This window comes from Geobacillus sp. 47C-IIb, assembly GCF_014679705.1.
GTDB classification, from domain to species: Bacteria; Bacillota; Bacilli; order Bacillales; family Anoxybacillaceae; genus Geobacillus; species Geobacillus thermodenitrificans.
The window spans coordinates 3170141-3188764 of sequence record NZ_CP061473.1 but is presented as its reverse complement, the minus strand read 5'-3'; the positions used below and the strand labels follow the sequence as shown (position 1 = coordinate 3188764).

Genomic DNA, 18624 nt, shown 5'->3' with positions numbered 1-18624 from the left:
CTACTACAAATTATGTAGCAGAGGGACAGGTTAGAACATAACAAAAGAGCCTTAAGAAACAAATTCCTAAGGCTTCATGCGGTGGCGCTCCGGCCGTCTTCCTCGTTTTTCCCGCGTCTCTTTCGGCAACTCTCCGGCACCGCGCTGCTCGCGCAACACCGCTTTGCGCGACAAGTTGACACGTCCTTGCTTATCGATTTCCGTCACTTTCACTAAAATTTCATCACCGATCGAGACGATGTCTTCCACTTTGCCGATCCGTTCTTCAGCAAGTTCGGAAATGTGGACAAGCCCGTCTTTGCCGTTAAATAGTTCGACGAACGCGCCGAATTTTTCGATCCGTTTCACTTTGCCTAAATACACTTGTCCAACTTCGACTTCACGGACGATATCTTCGATAATTTGCTTCGCTTTTTGGTTGGCTTCTTCATCGACAGACGAGATGAAAATCGTGCCATCTTGTTCGATGTCGATTTTCACGCCGGTTTCATCGATGATTTTGTTGATTTGTTTGCCGCTCGGTCCGATGACTTCGCGAATTTTATCCGGATTGATGTGCATGATCAAAATTTTCGGCGCATATTTAGACAACTCTTTACGCGGCTCGCTGAGCGTCTGCATCATATGGTCTAAAATTTCGAGCCGACCTTTGCGTGCCTGCTGTAGCGCCTCCTCCAAAATGTCGCGCGTCAGCCCTTTAATTTTAATGTCCATTTGCAGCGCCGTGACGCCTTTTCTCGTGCCGGCGACTTTAAAGTCCATATCGCCAAGATGGTCTTCAATGCCTTGAATATCGGTCAAAATCGTATAATGGTCCTCGTTTTTCACAAGCCCCATGGCAATGCCGGCAACCGGCGCTTTAATTGGCACCCCGGCGTCCATCATCGCCAGCGTACTCGCACAAATGCTGGCTTGCGACGTCGAGCCGTTCGACTCCAGCACTTCGGAAACGAGGCGGATCGTGTACGGAAACTCGCGCTCTGACGGCACGACCGGCTCTAACGCCCGCTCGCCTAGCGCCCCGTGCCCAATTTCACGCCGCCCCGGCCCACGCATCGGCCCCGTTTCGCCAACGGAAAACGGCGGGAAATTGTAATGGTGCATAAACCGTTTCGATTCTTCAAGATCAAGCCCGTCCAAAATTTGCACATCACCGAGTGCTCCGAGCGTGCAGACGCTTAATACTTGTGTTTGCCCACGTGTAAACAGACCGGAACCATGCGTGCGCGGCAAGATACCAACTGCTGACGACAGCGGGCGGATTTCATCAACTTTGCGCCCATCGGGACGAATTTTCTCGACCGTAATTAAGCGGCGCACTTCCTCTTTCACAAGCTTATGCAAAATTTCTTGCACTTGCTTCAGTTTCTCTTCATCAGCTTCTTCCGCTTCATATTTCGCAATAACGCCAGCTTTTACGTCTTCAATGGCGGCATCGCGCGCCAGTTTCTCCGGCACTTGCACGGCCTTCTTAATATCAGCTTCCGCAAGCTGGCGAATTTCCGCTTCTAGTTCCGGGTCTGGCTCGTATAGAACCACTTCCATCTTTTCTTTGCCAACTTGAGCAGCGATTTCCTCTTGGAAAGCGATAAGCCGTTTCACTTCTTCATGGCCGAACATAATGGCTTCAAGCATCACTTCTTCCGGCACTTCGTCCGCGCCGGCCTCGACCATGTTGATGGCATCTTTCGTACCTGCCACAATGAGATGCATATCGCTTTTTTCCATTTGTTCAACCGTCGGGTTGATGACAAACTGGCCATCGATACGACCGACAATGACACCAGCGATCGGCCCTTCAAACGGAATGTCAGAAATGGTCAACGCTACCGACGAGCCGATTAACGCTGCCACTTCCGGGGAACAGTCTTGATCGACGCTCATGACCATGGACACGACTTGCACTTCATTGCGGAACCCTTCAGCAAACAGCGGACGAATCGGGCGGTCGATGAGCCGGCTCGCCAAAATCGCTTTCTCGCTTGGACGGCCCTCGCGCTTAATAAATCCACCTGGAATTTTCCCGACGGCGTACAACCGCTCCTCGTAGTTGACGGTCAGCGGGAAAAAGTCAACGTCTTTCGCTTCCCGCGATGCGGTGGCCGTGCTAAGCACAACGGTATCACCGTAGCGGACGAGCGCCGCGCCGTTCGCCTGCTTCGCCAACTCGCCGGTTTCAATGACGAGTGGACGCCCGGCCACATCGATGGAAAACACGCGTTTCTCTTGTTCCATACAAACGAGTACTCCTCTCTATGTATAAAAATATGGGTATCGCTGATGATTAGTATAGACGAATTGGCGCCATTGTATCATTTGCCGCGCAAACTGCGCCTATAAACTAGCAAAAAAGCGGGAATGCTCCCGCTTTTTTATCGACGTAATCCAAGTTTCTCAATCAATTCACGGTAGCGCGCCACGTCTTTATTGCGCAAGTAGGCCAATAAGTTGCGGCGTTTCCCGACCATTTTCAGCAGGCCGCGCCGTGAATGATGATCTTTTTTATGAACGCGCAAATGCTCGTTCAAGTTGTTGATTTGCTCCGTCAGGATAGCAATTTGCACTTCCGGAGAACCAGTGTCGTTCTCATGGACTTTAAATTGCTCGATAATTTCACGTTTGCGCTCTTGCGTTAATGCCATCCTTGTTCACCTCCCTAATTCGAAATCCCCGATTGCCGAGCGGGCGTCGGTGAATCGCCTAGCCAAGCAACGGTTCGCATACATTGATTAGAATACCTCTTTTTCCGGCAAAATGCAAGTCTTTTCGCCTAAGCTGTGGAAATACTTCTTCGCTTCTTCTTTATCACGGGCGATTTGCGCAGTCAACTCAGCGACGCTCGCAAACTTCTGCTCGCCCCGCAGGCGGCGGTGCCACTCAATCGTTACCGTTTCCCCGTAAATGTCGCGGGCAAATTCGAACAAGTGCACTTCGATGCTCGGCAACCCTTCACGCGTCTCATGGAACGTCGGTTTGTAACCGATGTTGGCCACTCCTTCATATACTTGCCCGCCGATCGTCGCCTTGACAGCATAGACGCCGATGGCCGGCAATAAATAATCGCCGTTTAAAGCGATGTTCGCCGTCGGAAACCCGATCGTCCGCCCGCGCCGTTCTCCGGTGACGACCGTTCCTTCGATGTCGTAAAAGCGACCAAGCAGGCGGGGAAGCTGTTCGACCGCTCCTTCTTCAATCAGCTTCCGCACGCGTGTGGAACTCACTTTCTCACCGTCGACGGTCATCTTTGGAATGATGGTCTGCTCAAAGCGGCCGCGCGCATGAAGCGGCATCGTCTCCATCGTTCCTTTTCCAAACCGCCCGTAAGTGAAATCAAAGCCGGCGACAATATGTTTTACATGGAATTCGTCCAAATATTGGTCGACAAATTGTTCCGGCAGCAGCCCAGCGAATGCGGGCGTAAATTCGACGATATATAGCCGATTCACCCCAAGCGCTGCGATCAGCTGCTCTTTTTTGCCGAGCGGGGTGATCAGGCGAAGCTCCGGCTGTTTGCCAAGCACAACGGATGGATGAGGATGAAACGTCATCACTGCGCTTTCATACCCGCGTTGTTTGGCAATCTCGACCGCGGTAGTGATCACTTTTTGATGACCAAGATGAATGCCATCAAAATAACCGAGCGCCATCACCGTTGGGGGAAGCGCTTGGCGTTCAAAGTGGTGCGGATGCGAAATAAATATTGTTTCCATGTCCATGATCCACCTTCTTTATTTCCGCATTTCGCCCGGCATTAACGAAACACTTTCAACGGCTTCATCACACCGGGGCGGGCCGGATGCTTCACGTACAGGGCCATCGCCTCCCGCTCGGGCGTCACGAGCAGAACCGGCCCGTCAAGCTCCTGCAAAAAGGCGGGGAGACGAAGCAGCGCCCCGTTTTTCACTTTCTCTGCTACTTTATCACTGATTTCGTATTTCGGCAAATGAAAAAGCGCTTGCTCGATTGGAATTAGCAAGGCATCGACCGTCCCGTCAGCCGCCCGGCGCTCGACCTCTTCAAGCGTCACACAATCAGCCAGCTGAAACGGCCCAGACGCTGTGCGGATGAGATCGGACATATGAGCCGGATAGCCGAGCCGCTCGCCAATGGTGACAGCGAGCGTGCGGACGTACGTGCCTTTGCTGCACATGACACGGAAGCGAAACGACACTGTTTCCCCGACGAATTGCTCGCGTTCATCAAGCAGCTCAAGCTCGTAAATGGTCACACGCCGCGTTGGGCGTTCGACTTCGATGCCAGCACGCGCATATTCATACAGTTTTTTGCCGTTTACTTTCACCGCCGAATACATCGGTGGCGTTTGTTCGATATCCCCAGTGAGGCTGCGGAATACCGCTTCGATCTCCGCACGCGCAATCGTCCGGTCAACCGTCTGGACGGCGATGATGTCACCATCGGCGTCTTCGGTCGACGTCGCTGCGCCAAGTGTCACTTCCCCTTCATATGTTTTTGTCGCTCCGGTTAAAAATTCGGCGATGCGCGTCGCCTTGCCAAGGCAAATCGGCAGCACACCAGACACGTTTGGGTCGAGCGTGCCGGTATGACCGACTTTTTTTATGCCCAGCAGGCGTCGTACTTTCGCCACACAATCGTGCGACGTCATCCCTTTCGGTTTATTGAGTAGCAATACCCCGTCCATCGGCGCACCCTTTCCGTGTCATACTCACTAATGGCAATGGATAGACGATTCGTCTATCCATTTTTCGGTTCATCGTTCACCTCTTCGGAATCGCGGCCGTCCTCGTCGGAAATTTGCCGGATCAGCCGCTCGATCCGGCTGCCGTATTCGATTGTTTCATCGATTTCGAACAAAATTTCCGGCGTTTTGCGCAGACGGATGCGCTGACCGATTTCCGAGCGGATAAACCCTTTTGCTTTCTCAAGCGCCTTTAGGGTGTTTTCCCGTTGCTCGTCGTCACCGAAAACGCTAATATACACTTTTGCTTGCTGCAAATCGCCGGTGACGCGCACATCGGTTACGGTGACAAAGCCGATGCGCGGATCTTTCAGCTTGCGGCCGATAATATCGCTTAACTCTTTTTTCATTTGCTCACCAACGCGAGTTGCCCGTATGTTCATCACCCATCACCTCGATTACAACCACTCAAATGATGTCACCGCCCGCTCCAATTCGGGAAACGAGTCGATCAAAGCCAGCGCCCGCTCAAGTTCCCGCTCGGTCGCGAGCCGACTTGACGCAATGGCAACGAGGCCGATTTTCGCCCGCTGCCATGCATCTTGATAATCGATTTCGGCTACAGAAACATTATATTTTTGCCGGATTCTTGTCATCACCCGTTGAAGGACAGCCCGTTTGTCTTTTAGCGACTGGGCGTTGTAGATGATGCATTCGCATGAGGCGAAGCCGATCATGCGCGAGCCACTTCCTGCATGATGTACGCCTCGATGACGTCCCCTTCTTTAATATCGTTGAAGTTTTTGATGGTCACGCCGCATTCGTATCCTTGCGCCACCTCACGCACATCATCTTTATACCGTTTGAGTGAGTCGATTTCGCCTTCGTACACGACGATGCCTTGACGGATAAGGCGCACTTTGCTGTCGCGGGTAATTTTGCCGTCGGTGACGTAGCACCCGGCGATCGTGCCGACTTTCGACACTTTGAACGTTTGCCGCACTTCCGCCTGACCGATCACTTTTTCTTCATATTCTGGGTCGAGCATCCCTTTCATCGCCGCTTCAATTTCTTCGATGACATTGTAAATAATGCGGTGGAGGCGGATGTCGACGTTTTCTGATTCGGCAGCCCGCTTCGCATTGGTGTCCGGACGGACGTTAAAACCGATGACGATCGCGTTCGAGGTCGTTGCCAACAAGATGTCTGACTCCGTAATGGCGCCGACCGCCGCGTGGATAATTTTCACACGCACGCCTTCGATATCGATTTTTTGCAAGGCGGCGACAAGCGCTTCGACCGATCCTTGGACGTCGGCCTTAACGATCAAGTTCAGCTCTTTCATTTCACCTTGCTTAATTTGTTCAAACAAATCGTCCAAGCTGACGCGCGTTTTCACGCTCCGCTGCTCTTGCAGCTGCCGCTGTGCCCGCGCTTCTCCGATTTGTCGCGCTTTCTTCTCATCTTCAAATACCATAAAGCGGTCCCCGGCTTGCGGCACATCATGAAGCCCTGTGATTTCGACCGGCATCGACGGACCCGCTTCTTTGACACGCCGACCGCTGTCATTGACCATCGCGCGCACGCGTCCGTACGTTGTTCCGACAACAATCGGATCACCGACTTTTAGCGTACCGGCTTGGACGAGCAACGTCGCTACCGGACCGCGCCCTTTATCGAGCTTCGCTTCGATCACCGTACCGAGCGCGCGGCGGTTCGGGTTCGCTTTTAGTTCTTCCATTTCGCTGACAAGCAAAATCATTTCCAACAGATGGTCAATACCGTCTTGGGTTTTCGCCGACAGCTTGCAGAAAATCGTATCGCCACCCCATTCTTCCGGAACGAGGTTGTACTCCATCAACTCTTGCATAACGCGATCCGGGTTTGCTTCCGGCTTATCCATTTTGTTAATGGCGACGATAATCGGTACGTTCGCCGCTTTGGCGTGGTTAATCGCCTCGACCGTCTGCGGCATGACCCCATCATCAGCAGCAACAACAAGGATGACGATATCCGTCACTTGCGCACCGCGCGCCCGCATCGTCGTAAACGCTTCATGCCCCGGCGTATCGAGGAACGTAATTTTCTTGCCGTTGACCGTGACTTGATAAGCACCGATATGCTGTGTAATACCGCCCGCCTCTTGCTCGGTCACTTTCGAGTGGCGGATTGCGTCAAGCAGCGTTGTTTTCCCGTGGTCAACGTGCCCCATAATCGTGACGACCGGCGGCCGTTCCACCAAATCTTCCGGTGCATCGACAATTTCGATCGTTTCAAAATTCGTTTCATCGATCGTCACTTTTTCTTCGACTTCAACTCCGTAATCAGAGCAAATGAGCTCGATCGCATCTTTGTCTAAATCTTGGTTAATCGTCGCCATGACGCCGAGCATAAACAGTTTTTTAATGATTTCCGACGGCTCGCGGCCAAGTTTTTTCGCCAATTCGGCTACCGTGAGCGAACCTTCGAACGTAATTTTTTTCGGGAGCTCTTTTTCTTTTTTCGCCGGCTGCTGCGCCTGCTTTGAGGCTGGGGCAGCTTGTTTTTTGCCTTTCATCGGTCCTTTTCCTTTTTTCTTCGCCGCTTGGAACAGTTTCTTTTCTTGCTGCTGTGCTTCTGTTTTTTTCGTTTCCTTTCCTTTCACTGCTCCCTTTTTCTTCGCCGGCTTCGTCTTTGCCGTTTCTTTCTTGTCCTCAAACATTTCCTCGTCGGCAAAATCGGCGGCTTTCGCCGGCGTCGGCCGCTTCGGTTTCTCCGTTTTCTTTTCCGCTTTTTTCTCTGAGTTCACGCGGTATTGATGATCGAGCTTTTCGACGACATCGGCTTCGAGCATAGTCATATGGTTGTTCACTTCAATATTCATTTCTTTCAATTTATGAATAACGTCCTTGCTTGGCACATTATGTTTTTTGGCGTATTCGTACACACGCATTTTCGACATACATTCACCCCCATAAAGATCAGTCGAGCATCGTTTGCAATTGGCGCGCGAACCCTTCGTCGGTGACGGCGACAACGACGCGGGCGTCTTTGCCGATCGCGCCGCCGAGCGTATACCGGTCCGGCACTTTGCAAAGCGGGACACCATAAAACGTACATTTATCGGTCACTTTTTTTTCCGTATTGGCCGACGCGTCTTCCGAGAGCAAGACGAGCCGCGCCTTGCCCCGTTGCACTTCCTTCACGACAAGCCCCTCGCCGGAAACGACTTTTCCGGCCCGCTGCGCCAACCCTAACAGCGATGCCCAGCGGCTATTTTTCATATCCTGCCTGCTTCTCCTTTTCCGCCAAGGCAAGCAGTTCATCATACAGCGCGTCGGCGATATCAGTTTTTAAATGGCGGGCCAAAATATTTTTCTTTTTCGCCTGCAAAATACATTCCGGATCGAGTGTAATATACGCACCTCGCCCCGCCTTTTTGCCAGTCGGGTCAATCGATACGTCTCCTTCTTTCGAGCGGACGATGCGCACCATTTCCCTTTTCGGCTTCATCTCTCCGGTGACGACGCATTTGCGCAACGGAATTTTCTTTTGCGCTGCCATCTTCATTCCCCCTCACTCGATTTCCGCCGTTGCATCAAATGGTTGACCGCTCTCATCACTATTTTCATTATCGGCCGTCACGCCGTCGAAATCAAGCGAAGTGGATGGCGCATGCGGGTCGATGCCCATTTCCCGCGCTTCTGATTCGCTTTTAATGTCAATTTTCCAGCCAGTCAATTTCGCGGCCAGCCGGGCGTTTTGGCCTCGCTTGCCGATGGCAAGCGACAGCTGGTAGTCCGGGACAATGACGGTCGTCGCCTTTTGTTCTTCATTCACGATGACGCGCAGCACTTTGGCCGGACTTAGCGCGTTGGCGACAAATTCGACCGGATCAGCCGACCAACGGACGATATCGATTTTTTCGCCGTGCAGCTCATCGACGATCGCCTGTACACGCTGCCCCTTCGGCCCGACGCAGGCACCAACCGGATCGACTTCCGGATTGTCGGAATGAACGGAAATTTTCGAACGGTCGCCGGCTTCACGGGCAATCGATTTAATTTCAACCGTGCCATCGTAAATTTCCGGCACTTCAAGCTCAAACAGCCGCTTTAACAAACCCGGATGAGTGCGGGAGACGAAAATTTGCGGCCCTTTTGTCGTTTTTTCCACTTTCGTAATGTATACTTTCAGCCGATCGTGCGGTTTGTACGTTTCGTTCGGCATTTGCTCATTCGCCGGCAAGAGCGCTTCCGCTTTGCCGAGGCTGACATAGACAAAGCGAGGGTCAATGCGCTGGACGATGCCGGTCATAATGTCTTCTTCACGGTCGACGAATTCAGCGTAAATAATGCTCCGCTCCGCTTCGCGCACGCGCTGGGTAACGACTTGTTTCGCCGTCTGCGCCGCGATGCGGCCGAAATCACGCGGCGTCACTTCCAGTTCGACGACATCGCCGATTTGATAGTTCGGATTGAGCCGCTGCGCCTCCTCAAGAGAAATTTCAAGGCGCGGGTCGGTTACCTCTTCAACGACATCCTTGCGAGCGAGCACCCGGATCGTTCCTGTATCCATGTTTAAATCGACGCGCACGTTTTGCGCCTGGCCAAAGTTGCGTTTATACGCTGAAACGAGCGCTGCTTCAATCGCTTCCATGATGACTTCTTTGCTGATGCCCTTTTCCCGCATCAGATCGGCTAACGCCTCAAGCAACTGCGTGTTCATGAAACGAAAATCCCCCTTTTATTATTAGAAGAAGATGACGGCTAGTCTTGCGCTCGCCACTTTTTCATACGGAATGGCGACTGTTTTTTGCCGCCCGCGGTCTTTGACCGACAGCGTGACGGTCGTTCCATCGAAAGCGGTTAACTCACCTTCAAACTGCTTTTCTCCTGCAATGGGTTCATACGTCTTGATATATACATGTTTTCCAATGGCTTTGACAAAGTCTTTTTCATTTTTTAACGGTCGCTCCGCCCCTGGCGACGAGACTTCCAAAAAGTAGTTGTGCGGAATCGGATCAACCTCATCCAGCTTTTCGCTCAACTTTTCACTGACGACGCCGCATTGTTCAATATCGACCCCATCGTCTGAATCAATAAAAACACGCAAAAACCAGTTTTTTCCCTCTTTCACATATTCAATGTCTACTAATTCTAATCCCATCTCGTTTAAAATGGGCGTGACAAGCTGTTCGACCGTTTCTGTCACTTTTTTGCTCATCGTTTTCCTCCTTATCGAGCAAACATGGGCGTGTGGCATAATGAGAAAATCCCCTGCACAGGGCGGGGAATGAACGAAAGACAGATGCCAATTCAAGACGAAAGAGTGGGTTTCCCCACTCTTTGCTTGTCATTATCTTTGCCAATTCCACTAAAACTATAACACATTCGGAAATATATTGCAACGAAAAACCTTCCGTCAGAACAGAGACAGTTGGTTATGATCCGGAAGTGAGTCGAGGCAACCACGACTTTCGAGATACTCAAGAAGTGTTTTCGATACTTTCCCACGCTGCTGCAAATCTTCTTTCGACAAAAACTCCCCTTCTTCGCGGGCGCGCACAATGTTTTGTGCCACGTTCGTCCCGAGCCCCGGGATGGCATTAAACGGCGGAATGAGTGAATGGCCATCAATGACAAATTCGGTCGCCTGCGAACGATACAAGTCAATATTTTTAAAGGTAAAGCCGCGCTCGCACATTTCTAGCGCTACTTCAAGCACAGTGAGCAAGCTCTTCTCCTTCGCGGTGGCCTGGATGCCTTTGGCATTAATTTCCTCAATCCGCTTACGGATGGCGGCTGAGCCTTTGATCATGGCATCAAGATCGAAATCTTCCGCCCGCACCGTAAAGTATGACGCGTAATACAAGAGCGGATGGTGCACTTTGAAATAGGCGATGCGCACCGCCATGAGAACGTAGGCGGCGGCGTGCGCTTTCGGGAACATGTATTTGATTTTTTTGCACGAATCGATGTACCACTCCGGTACGTCATGCTTGCGCATTTCTTCTTCAAATTCCGGCGTCAACCCTTTCCCCTTGCGCACCGATTCCATAATTTTAAACGCCAGCGACGGTTCAAGCCCGCGATAAATGAGATATACCATAATGTCGTCGCGGCAGCCGATCACTTCCGACAACGTGCACGTCCCGTTTTGGATGAGCTCTTGTGCATTGCCGAGCCAGACATCGGTGCCGTGCGACAAACCGGAAATTTGCACGAGCTCGGAAAACGTTTTTGGTTTCGTTTCTTCCAACATTTGTCGAACAAAGCGCGTGCCAAACTCCGGAATACCAATCGTGCCGACGTTACACATAATTTGCTCCGGCGTGACGCCAAGCGGCTCAGTGCTGCTGAAAATACCCATCACATCCGGGTCGTCGGTCGGAATGGTCTTCGGATCAATACCGCTTAAATCTTGCAACATGCGAATGACCGTCGGATCATCGTGCCCAAGAATGTCTAACTTCAACAAGTTATCGTGAATCGAATGAAAGTCAAAGTGGGTTGTTCGCCACTCTGATGACGTGTCATCGGCTGGATATTGAATCGGCGTAAAGTCATAAATTTCCATGTAATCTGGAACGACAATAATGCCGCCCGGATGCTGCCCGGTCGTCCGTTTCACCCCGGTGCAGCCGGCCGCAAGCCGGTCGATTTCTGCGCCGCGCAGCTCTAAGTTATGGTCGCTCGCATAGCCTTTGACAAATCCGTATGCCGTTTTGTCAGCAACTGTGCCAATCGTCCCGGCTCGATAGACATTGTCTTCACCAAACAACACTTTCGTATAGTTGTGGGCTCGCGGCTGGTACTCACCCGAGAAGTTCAAGTCAATATCTGGTACTTTGTCACCCTTAAAGCCGAGGAACGTCTCAAACGGAATGTCGTGCCCGTCTTTTTTGTACTTCGTCCCACATTGCGGGCAGTTTTTATCCGGCAAGTCAAAGCCCGAGCCGACTGAGCCGTCATTAAAAAATTCGGAGTGTTTGCAGTTCGGGCAGACGTAATGCGGCGGCAGCGGGTTCACTTCGGTAATTTCCGTCATCGTCGCGACAAACGACGATCCGACCGACCCACGCGAACCGACGAGATAGCCGTCATCAAGCGATTTTTTCACCAGTTTATGAGAAATTAAATAAATAACAGCAAAACCGTGGCCGATGATGCTTTTCAACTCTTTTTCGAGCCGCTCTTCGACGATCTTCGGCAGCGGATCACCATAAATGTCTTTCGCGCGCCGATAGCTCATTTCCCGGATTTCGTCGTCCGCTCCCTCGATGCGCGGCGTATACAAATCGTCTTTAATCGGCTTCACCTCGCCGATTAACGAGGCGATTTTTTGTGTATTGTCGACGACGATTTCTTTCGCTTTTTCCGCCCCTAAAAACGAAAAACAGTCAAGCATTTCATCCGTTGTGCGGAAATACACGTCCGGCAGCTCGTGCCGGTTGAGCGGGTTCGCTCCACCTTGCGAGTGAATTAAAATTTTCCGGTAAATTTTATCTTCCGGATTCAAGTAATGAACGTTGCCAGTGGCGACAACCGGGATATCAAGCTTCTCGCCGAGGGCGACGATGCTGCGAATAATATCTTTGATCATTTCCTCATCTTTGACATAGTCCATCTCAATCAGCGGCTTGTATACCGCTGGCGGATGCACCTCAAGGAAATCGTAAAAACGGGCGATCTCTTCCACTTCCTCCGGCGCCTTTTGGATCAAGTTGTCAAACAGCTCCCCTTTGTCGCAACCTGAACCGACAAGCAAGCCATCGCGATGCTTAACAAGCACCGAGCGCGGAATGCGCGGCACACGGTGAAAATATTGAACGTGTGACAGCGAAACGAGCTTAAACAAATTTTTCAACCCCGTCTCGTTTTGAGCCAATAACGTCACATGAAACGGGCGCGATAGCCGATATGATGCTTCGCTATGCGTGCGGCTGTTCAACTCATCGTGATACAAAATGCCTCGTTCCTCTGCTTCTTTCAGCAGCCGCATCAGCAAATGCCCGGTCGCCTCGGCGTCATAAATGGCGCGGTGGTGTTGTGTCAATTCAATGTCAAACTTTTTACAAAGCGTATTGAGACGATGGTTTTTCAAATCCGGATATAAAAAACGGGCGAGTTCAAGTGTATCGATGACCGGGTTTATGACTTTGCCAAGCCCCATTTTGGCGAGCCCTGCGTTTAAAAAGCCGATGTCAAAGCTAGCGTTATGAGCGGCAAGCGTTGAGTCACCGACCCAATCGATAAAGCGGCGAAGCACCTCTTCGACATCCGGGGCGTCTTTCACCATCTCATCGGTAATGCCCGTCAATTCCATCGTCGTCACCGATAACGGATGGTGCGGATTGGCAAACGACATAAACCGATCGATGATTTCACCGTCTTTGACTTTCACCGCCGCCAACTCGATGATCGTGTTGTATACAGCCGACAATCCGGTCGTTTCGACGTCAAAGACAACATACGTCTCGTCGGAAAGGCGACGGTGCGCCTCGTTGTAGGCGATCGGCACCCCGTCATCAACGATGTTCGCTTCCATCCCATACAACACTTTCATGCCGTGTTTTTTCGCCGCACTATACGCTTCCGGAAACGATTGAACGACGGCATGGTCGGTGATGGCCACCGCCGGGTGCCCCCATTTTTTCGCCTGTTCAATGAGCTTCGCCACCGAAGTGACCGCATCCATTTGGCTCATCGGTGTGTGTAAATGGAGTTCGACCCGTTTTTCGCCTTCCGGTGCCGTATCGCGCCGTTCGTTCGCCGCCACTTCGTTTAAGTCATTAGCGATAATGACTAAATCGCGGACGAACGTATCGTTTTGCACACTGCCGCGCACTTTCACCCACATGCTTTTTTTCACGCTGGACATCAGTGCAGCGTCTTCTTTGTCACGCGAGAACATTTTGATGACAATAGAGTTCGTATAATCCGTGATTTTCATCGTCAGCAGCGTACGGCCACTTTTGAGTTCGGTCACTTCAGCGTCAAACACATACCCTTGCACAACGACACGTCGCTCTTCCTCGACGATCGTCTCAAGCGGACGCACCGGCTCCTCGTCGCGGATCGGATAGCCGATGACAAGCGGGCCGGACGGAGAAGCCGCTTCCGCTTTTTCTTCTTCTTTCGCCAAATCCGTCAGCACGGCGAGCGCTCGTTCTTCATCTTCTTGCTGTTTTTGCGCCAAAAACCGCTCCATTTCCTGCTCGGCCGGTTGAATGCCGACTTCGAGGTGAAGGAGCGGAAACCCAAACGAAGCGTAGACATCCGCGATTTTTTTGGCGAATCGCCGCTTGACGGCCAACGCTTCTGCCTCATGACGGGCGGTGACAAAGAGCTTGTTTCCTTTCACCGCCGGCGTCTGCCGGCTAAGCAAATCGACGAGCGGCGACACGCCTTCTTGCAGCTGTTCAAGGCAAAGCGGCCAATACGCCTGCACATCCGTTTCGGTCACATGCGGCGCTTCGACATAAATCGTATGACGGACAGCAGCGATATGACGGAATGCGGCTGCCAATCGGTCCGTAAACGACTTGTACACATCAACCGGCAGCACGTTCGCCAATTGAAAATGAAAATGCCAGCTTTTTTCCTCTTTATCAATCACGACTTTCCGAATGGCCGCCTCTCGAAAGTACGGCATCCATTCATCCGACGTCATCTTCAGCTGCTCGAGCAATACGAGAAACCGCTCTTTTTGTTCTTTCGTAACCATGACTTCCCCTCTCAACGAAATCATTTCTCTTTCTCTATCATACCATACAAACGGCAACAGCGCCGGCGAAAAAAGAAGCGGGTTCTTTTTCGCCGGCGCCGTTCGTTTATCCTTGCAAAAGACGGCGCACTGTTTCGATCAGCTCACCGACCGGCACGTCAAACGTCTCGCCTGTTTTCCGAACTTTTACTTCGACCACACCTTCACTTGCCCGCTTGCCAACGGTGACGCGGAGCGGGATGCCGATCAAATCGCTGTCGGCAAACTTCACCCCGGCCCGTTCCGGACGGTCATCATACAACACGTCAAATCCGGCCTGTCCGAGTTTTTCGTACCACTCTTCAGCCAGCATGCGCTGTTCATCGCTTTTCGCGTTCGCCGTCAGCAAATGAACGTGAAACGGTGCGACCGAAACCGGCCATACAAGCCCGTTCTCATCGGCGAACTGCTCGGCGATCGCCGCAACGAGCCTAGAGACGCCAATGCCGTAGCAACCCATAATCATCGTCTGTGTCCGACCATTTTCGTCGAGGTAAACGGCGTTCATCGCCTCGCTATATTTCGTACCGAGCTTAAACACATGTCCAACTTCAATGCCACGAGCGAAGCGGATCGTCCCGTTGCCATCCGGAGAAGGGTCGCCTTCTTGGACGAAACGCAAATCCGCATATTGACTGACGGCAAAATCGCGGTCTGGATTGACACCCGTATAGTGGTATCCTTCCTCATTGGCGCCGCAGACGCCGTTTACGATCGCCGCGACAGCATGATCGGCGATAATCGTCACCTCTTCGCTGACGCCAATCGGGCCGAGCGAACCAACCGGGCAGTTCATCACTCGTTCTGTTTCTTCCGGTGTCGCCAGCTCCACGACAGTCGCATCAAGCACATTTTTCACTTTCACATCATTCGCTTCATGATCGCCGCGCACCAGAACGAGCACGTAGCGGCCATCAACGTTAAATAAAAGCGATTTAATGCAACGTTCCGGTGCTACTTGCAAATACGAAGCAACTTCAGCAATCGTTTTTTGCTCCGGGGTCGCCACTTTTTTCAGTTCCACCAGCGGCTCACTGCTTTTTTCATACGTAGTGACGACCGGTGCCATTTCAATGTTGGCCGCATAGTCGGACGCATCGGAATAAGCGATCGTATCCTCGCCAATATCAGACAGCACCATAAACTCGTGCGTATCTTTGCCGCCCATCGCTCCGGAGTCAGCAATGACAGCGCGGAAATTTAAGCCGCAGCGGCGGAAAATGTTCGCGTACGCTTCATACATTTTATTGTACGTTTCGTCCAAACTTTCCTGCGATGTGTGGAATGAATACGCATCTTTCATGATGAACTCGCGTCCGCGCAACAGCCCGAAACGCGGACGTTTTTCATCACGGAATTTCGTTTGAATTTGATACAAGATAAGCGGCAGCCGCTTATACGTTTTCACTTCATCGCGAACGATCGTAGTAATCATCTCTTCGTGTGTCGGTCCGAGAACGAAATCGCGCTCGTGACGGTCTTTCAGGCGCATGAGCTCCGGTCCATACGAATACCAGCGCCCGGACTGCTGCCAAAGCTCAGCCGGCTGCAAAGCAGGCATGAGAAGCTCCAATGCTCCGGCGCGATTCATCTCCTCACGAATAATCGCTTCCACTTTTTGCAAAACACGTTGCCCGAGCGGCAAAAACGTGTAGACGCCGCTTGCGCTTTGGCGGACGAAGCCGGCCCGCAACAGGAGCTGATGGCTTTTCACTTCCGCGTCCGCCGGCACTTCGCGCAATGTCGGAATAAACCCTTGACTTTGTCTCATCAATAGCCACCTCGTTTTCTCTCTTTCATTATAGGAAGAATTTTTGAATGTCATTCCATGTCACGACAAGCATAAGTAACATAAGCAAGGCGAAGCCGATAAAATGGACCATTCCTTCTTTTTGGCGGTCGACCGGCTTGCCACGCACCGCCTCAATGGCGAAAAAGAGGAGCCGTCCACCGTCTAATGCCGGCAATGGCAACAAGTTGACAATCCCGAGGTTAATGCTCAAAATCGCTCCCCATTTCATCAAGTAATAAATGCCAGACTCAGCAACTTTACCGGTCGATACGGCAATGCCGACCGGACCGGACAACATGTCAAGTTGGAACTGGCCGGTGATCAATTGACCGAGCCCGACTAAAATTTGCCGTGTCCAATAGTACGTCTCCATAAGCCCTTGTTTCACTGAACCGAACACCGATTTTTCCATGGGCTGATAGACGCCGATTAAGCCGATCGTCTCCCCCTGAATCGTTTTCTCTTCTGGGGTGACGGTCACATTCATTTCGTTTCCGCCCCGTTCAATTTGAAATTGGAGCGGTTCGTTCGGATGAGCGCGAATCGTATTGACAATTTCTGTCCATGTTTCCATACGTTCGCCGTTGATCGCGATCACTTCGTCCCCTTGCTTCAAGCCAGCCGCACGCGCCGCCCCTTCCGGCGTCAGCTCGCCGATGATCGGCTTGTCGACCGGGTATCCTTGCAAGAGACCGATCAAAATAAAGACGACAAGGGCCAAGACAAAATTGGCGAGCGGTCCAGCCAAAATCGCCATCGTCCGTTGTCCGAGCGTTTTCGCAGCAAACTGACGGTGGTATGGAGCAATCTGAATTTCTTGGCGATCGGCGACAAAAAACGCCGGCTCTTTGACAGCAAATCGCTCAAGCCGCTCCCCGTCAGTATAGCCCGTCACATACATGCCATGCTCCAAATCGGCGTCTTCCACCTCGATTACCCGGATGTTCGGGTAATCGTCCTTATGATTGATGACGATTTTTTCTACTTGCCCTTCGTCATCAAGCAACAGGCCGACGACTTGCCCGCGCTTCAGTTCAATCATTTCCGGGTCTTCACCCGCCATGCGTACGAAGCCGCCAAGCGGGAGAAGCCGGACCGTATATACCGTTTCGTTTTTCTTAAACGAAAACATTTTCGGTCCGAAACCGATGGCAAATTCGCGGCAAAGAATGCCGGCCCGCTTCGCTAACAGCAAGTGACCGAGTTCGTGAAAAAAGACGAGGGCGCCAAAGACGACAATAAACGAAATGATCGTTTCCAAAGTTTCAACCACCTTTACGATAGTAGTGAGCGAACATAAGCGCGCGTATCTGCGTCGATTTCGCGAATCTCCTCAAGCTGCGGATCGCTCACTAGGCGATGGCGCTCAAGAGCGCGCTCGATCCACTCTTCGATGGCCAAAAACGGAATGCGGCCGGCTAAAAACGCAGCAACCGCTTCCTCATTGGCCGCGTTTAAGACCACCGGCAGCGAGCCACCGCGTTTTCCAGCTTCATAGGCAAACCGCAGACAGCGGTAGCGGTCAAAATCAACCGGAGCGAAATGGAGCGTCCCTAGCGTTGCTAAATTCAGCGGCTTCGCGACAGAAAGCGGCAGCCGCTCCGGATAAGTCAACGCATATTGGATCGGAACGCGCATATCCGGCGTGCCAAGCTGAGCGAGAACGCTTGTGTCGCGAAACTCGACAAGCGAATGGATGACGCTCTCACGGTGCAGGACGACTTCGATCCGCTCATACGGCAACCGAAACAGCCAATGGGCTTCAATGACTTCAAATCCTTTGTTCATCATCGTCGCCGAATCAATCGTAATTTTTGCTCCCATTGACCAGTTCGGATGACAAAGCGCTTCCTCGACCGTCACATGGGCAAGCTCCTCGCGCGTCTTGTCGCGGAAACTGCCGCCGGATGCCGTGAGAATGAGCTTCTCGACGTGCTCGTGCTTTTCTCCTTGCAAACATTGAAAAATGGCGGAATGTTCGCTATCGACCGGCAGCAGGGGCACATTGTGCTTTTCCGCCGCGGCTGTGACAAGATGCCCAGCGACAACAAGCGTTTCTTTATTGGCAAGGGCGATCGTTTTTCCCGCCTCGATCGCTTTTAGCGTCGGCACAAGGCCGATGCTGCCGACGACAGCGGTGACGACAATATCGGCTTCTGAGCAAACGGCCGCCTCAACCAGCCCTTCCTCTCCGTACACAATCGCCAGCCGCCCGCCGTATTCACTGTAGAGCGTCTCATAAGCACCGCGGTCGGCGACGGCGACAAGGCGAGGAGAAAATTCGGAGATAAGACGTCTGGCCGCTTCAACATTTTTCCCGACCGATGCCGCGGCTAAGCGGAATTTGTCCGGATGGGCGCGGATGACATCGAGCGTTTGCGTGCCGATCGATCCGCTCGCCCCTAATATACTAATATATTTCAATCCT

15 protein-coding genes are annotated in these 18624 nt (G+C 52.1%); all 15 read right to left on the bottom strand.

Annotation, left to right across the window (positions count from 1 at the left end; all coding sequences use genetic code 11):
- Nucleotides 1–66: 66 nt before the first annotated feature.
- On the bottom strand, nt 67–2235 hold the full coding sequence (gene pnp / locus IC804_RS16160) for a polyribonucleotide nucleotidyltransferase (protein WP_008878538.1): 2169 nt from the start codon (nt 2233–2235) through the stop codon (nt 67–69).
- Nucleotides 2236–2372: 137 nt separating this feature from the next.
- Entirely contained in the window at nt 2373–2642 is a 270-nt protein-coding gene (gene rpsO / locus IC804_RS16155; protein WP_008878539.1) for a 30S ribosomal protein S15, read from the bottom strand.
- A gap of 87 nt (nt 2643–2729) precedes the next feature.
- Complete coding sequence (ribF, locus tag IC804_RS16150; protein WP_029760486.1) at nt 2730–3716, bottom strand: bifunctional riboflavin kinase/FAD synthetase; 987 nt, start codon at nt 3714–3716, stop codon at nt 2730–2732.
- Nucleotides 3717–3751: 35 nt separating this feature from the next.
- The gene (truB, locus tag IC804_RS16145; RefSeq protein ID WP_008878541.1) at nt 3752–4660 is read right to left on the bottom strand and encodes a tRNA pseudouridine(55) synthase TruB; all 909 of its coding nucleotides are present in this window, start codon (nt 4658–4660) and stop codon (nt 3752–3754) included.
- Between the two features lie 53 nt (nt 4661–4713).
- Nucleotides 4714–5100: a 30S ribosome-binding factor RbfA gene (gene rbfA / locus IC804_RS16140; RefSeq protein ID WP_008878542.1), complete on the bottom strand. Its 387-nt coding sequence runs from the start codon at nt 5098–5100 to the stop codon at nt 4714–4716.
- A 15-nt stretch (nt 5101–5115) separates the two neighbouring features.
- On the bottom strand, nt 5116–5394 hold the full coding sequence (locus IC804_RS16135) for a DUF503 domain-containing protein (RefSeq protein WP_008878543.1): 279 nt from the start codon (nt 5392–5394) through the stop codon (nt 5116–5118).
- Nucleotides 5391–7598, bottom strand: a complete 2208-nt coding sequence (infB, locus tag IC804_RS16130) for a translation initiation factor IF-2 (protein ID WP_029760485.1) — start codon at nt 7596–7598, stop codon at nt 5391–5393. The genes IC804_RS16135 and infB overlap by 4 nt, the downstream gene beginning before the upstream one ends.
- Nucleotides 7599–7617: 19 nt before the next feature.
- Entirely contained in the window at nt 7618–7920 is a 303-nt protein-coding gene (locus IC804_RS16125) for a YlxQ family RNA-binding protein (RefSeq protein ID WP_008878545.1), read from the bottom strand.
- On the bottom strand, nt 7910–8200 hold the full coding sequence (rnpM, locus tag IC804_RS16120) for an RNase P modulator RnpM (RefSeq protein ID WP_060475757.1): 291 nt from the start codon (nt 8198–8200) through the stop codon (nt 7910–7912). The genes IC804_RS16125 and rnpM overlap by 11 nt, the downstream gene beginning before the upstream one ends.
- A 12-nt stretch (nt 8201–8212) precedes the next feature.
- Entirely contained in the window at nt 8213–9364 is a 1152-nt protein-coding gene (gene nusA / locus IC804_RS16115) for a transcription termination factor NusA (protein WP_008878547.1), read from the bottom strand.
- A 24-nt stretch (nt 9365–9388) separates the two neighbouring features.
- A complete protein-coding gene (rimP, locus tag IC804_RS16110) occupies nt 9389–9862 on the bottom strand; it encodes a ribosome maturation factor RimP (RefSeq protein ID WP_008878548.1) in 474 nt (157 codons plus the stop codon).
- A 198-nt stretch (nt 9863–10060) separates the two neighbouring features.
- The gene (locus tag IC804_RS16105; protein WP_081157106.1) at nt 10061–14365 is read right to left on the bottom strand and encodes a PolC-type DNA polymerase III; all 4305 of its coding nucleotides are present in this window, start codon (nt 14363–14365) and stop codon (nt 10061–10063) included.
- A gap of 106 nt (nt 14366–14471) precedes the next feature.
- On the bottom strand, nt 14472–16175 hold the full coding sequence (locus tag IC804_RS16100; protein ID WP_011887150.1) for a proline--tRNA ligase: 1704 nt from the start codon (nt 16173–16175) through the stop codon (nt 14472–14474).
- A 28-nt stretch (nt 16176–16203) separates the two neighbouring features.
- Nucleotides 16204–17469, bottom strand: coding sequence for an RIP metalloprotease RseP (gene rseP, locus IC804_RS16095; RefSeq protein ID WP_171355341.1), 1266 nt, complete (start codon nt 17467–17469; stop codon nt 16204–16206).
- Nucleotides 17470–17471: 2 nt separating this feature from the next.
- Nucleotides 17472–18620, bottom strand: a complete 1149-nt coding sequence (dxr, locus tag IC804_RS16090; RefSeq protein WP_029760481.1) for a 1-deoxy-D-xylulose-5-phosphate reductoisomerase — start codon at nt 18618–18620, stop codon at nt 17472–17474.
- Between the last annotated feature and the right edge of the window lie 4 nt (nt 18621–18624).

What these genes read in the sequence shown, in the direction of transcription:
- pnp (WP_008878538.1), bottom strand. Translation starts at nt 2,235, where the DNA reads ATGGAACAAGAGAAACGCGTGTTTTCCATCGATGTGGCCGGGCGTCCA.
- rpsO (WP_008878539.1), bottom strand. Translation starts at nt 2,642, where the DNA reads ATGGCATTAACGCAAGAGCGCAAACGTGAAATTATCGAGCAATTTAAA.
- ribF (WP_029760486.1), bottom strand. Translation starts at nt 3,716, where the DNA reads ATGGACATGGAAACAATATTTATTTCGCATCCGCACCACTTTGAACGC.
- truB (WP_008878541.1), bottom strand. Translation starts at nt 4,660, where the DNA reads ATGGACGGGGTATTGCTACTCAATAAACCGAAAGGGATGACGTCGCAC.
- rbfA (WP_008878542.1), bottom strand. Translation starts at nt 5,100, where the DNA reads ATGAACATACGGGCAACTCGCGTTGGTGAGCAAATGAAAAAAGAGTTA.
- IC804_RS16135 (WP_008878543.1), bottom strand. Translation starts at nt 5,394, where the DNA reads ATGATCGGCTTCGCCTCATGCGAATGCATCATCTACAACGCCCAGTCG.
- infB (WP_029760485.1), bottom strand. Translation starts at nt 7,598, where the DNA reads ATGTCGAAAATGCGTGTGTACGAATACGCCAAAAAACATAATGTGCCA.
- IC804_RS16125 (WP_008878545.1), bottom strand. Translation starts at nt 7,920, where the DNA reads ATGAAAAATAGCCGCTGGGCATCGCTGTTAGGGTTGGCGCAGCGGGCC.
- rnpM (WP_060475757.1), bottom strand. Translation starts at nt 8,200, where the DNA reads ATGGCAGCGCAAAAGAAAATTCCGTTGCGCAAATGCGTCGTCACCGGA.
- nusA (WP_008878547.1), bottom strand. Translation starts at nt 9,364, where the DNA reads ATGAACACGCAGTTGCTTGAGGCGTTAGCCGATCTGATGCGGGAAAAG.
- rimP (WP_008878548.1), bottom strand. Translation starts at nt 9,862, where the DNA reads ATGAGCAAAAAAGTGACAGAAACGGTCGAACAGCTTGTCACGCCCATT.
- IC804_RS16105 (WP_081157106.1), bottom strand. Translation starts at nt 14,365, where the DNA reads ATGGTTACGAAAGAACAAAAAGAGCGGTTTCTCGTATTGCTCGAGCAG.
- IC804_RS16100 (WP_011887150.1), bottom strand. Translation starts at nt 16,175, where the DNA reads ATGAGACAAAGTCAAGGGTTTATTCCGACATTGCGCGAAGTGCCGGCG.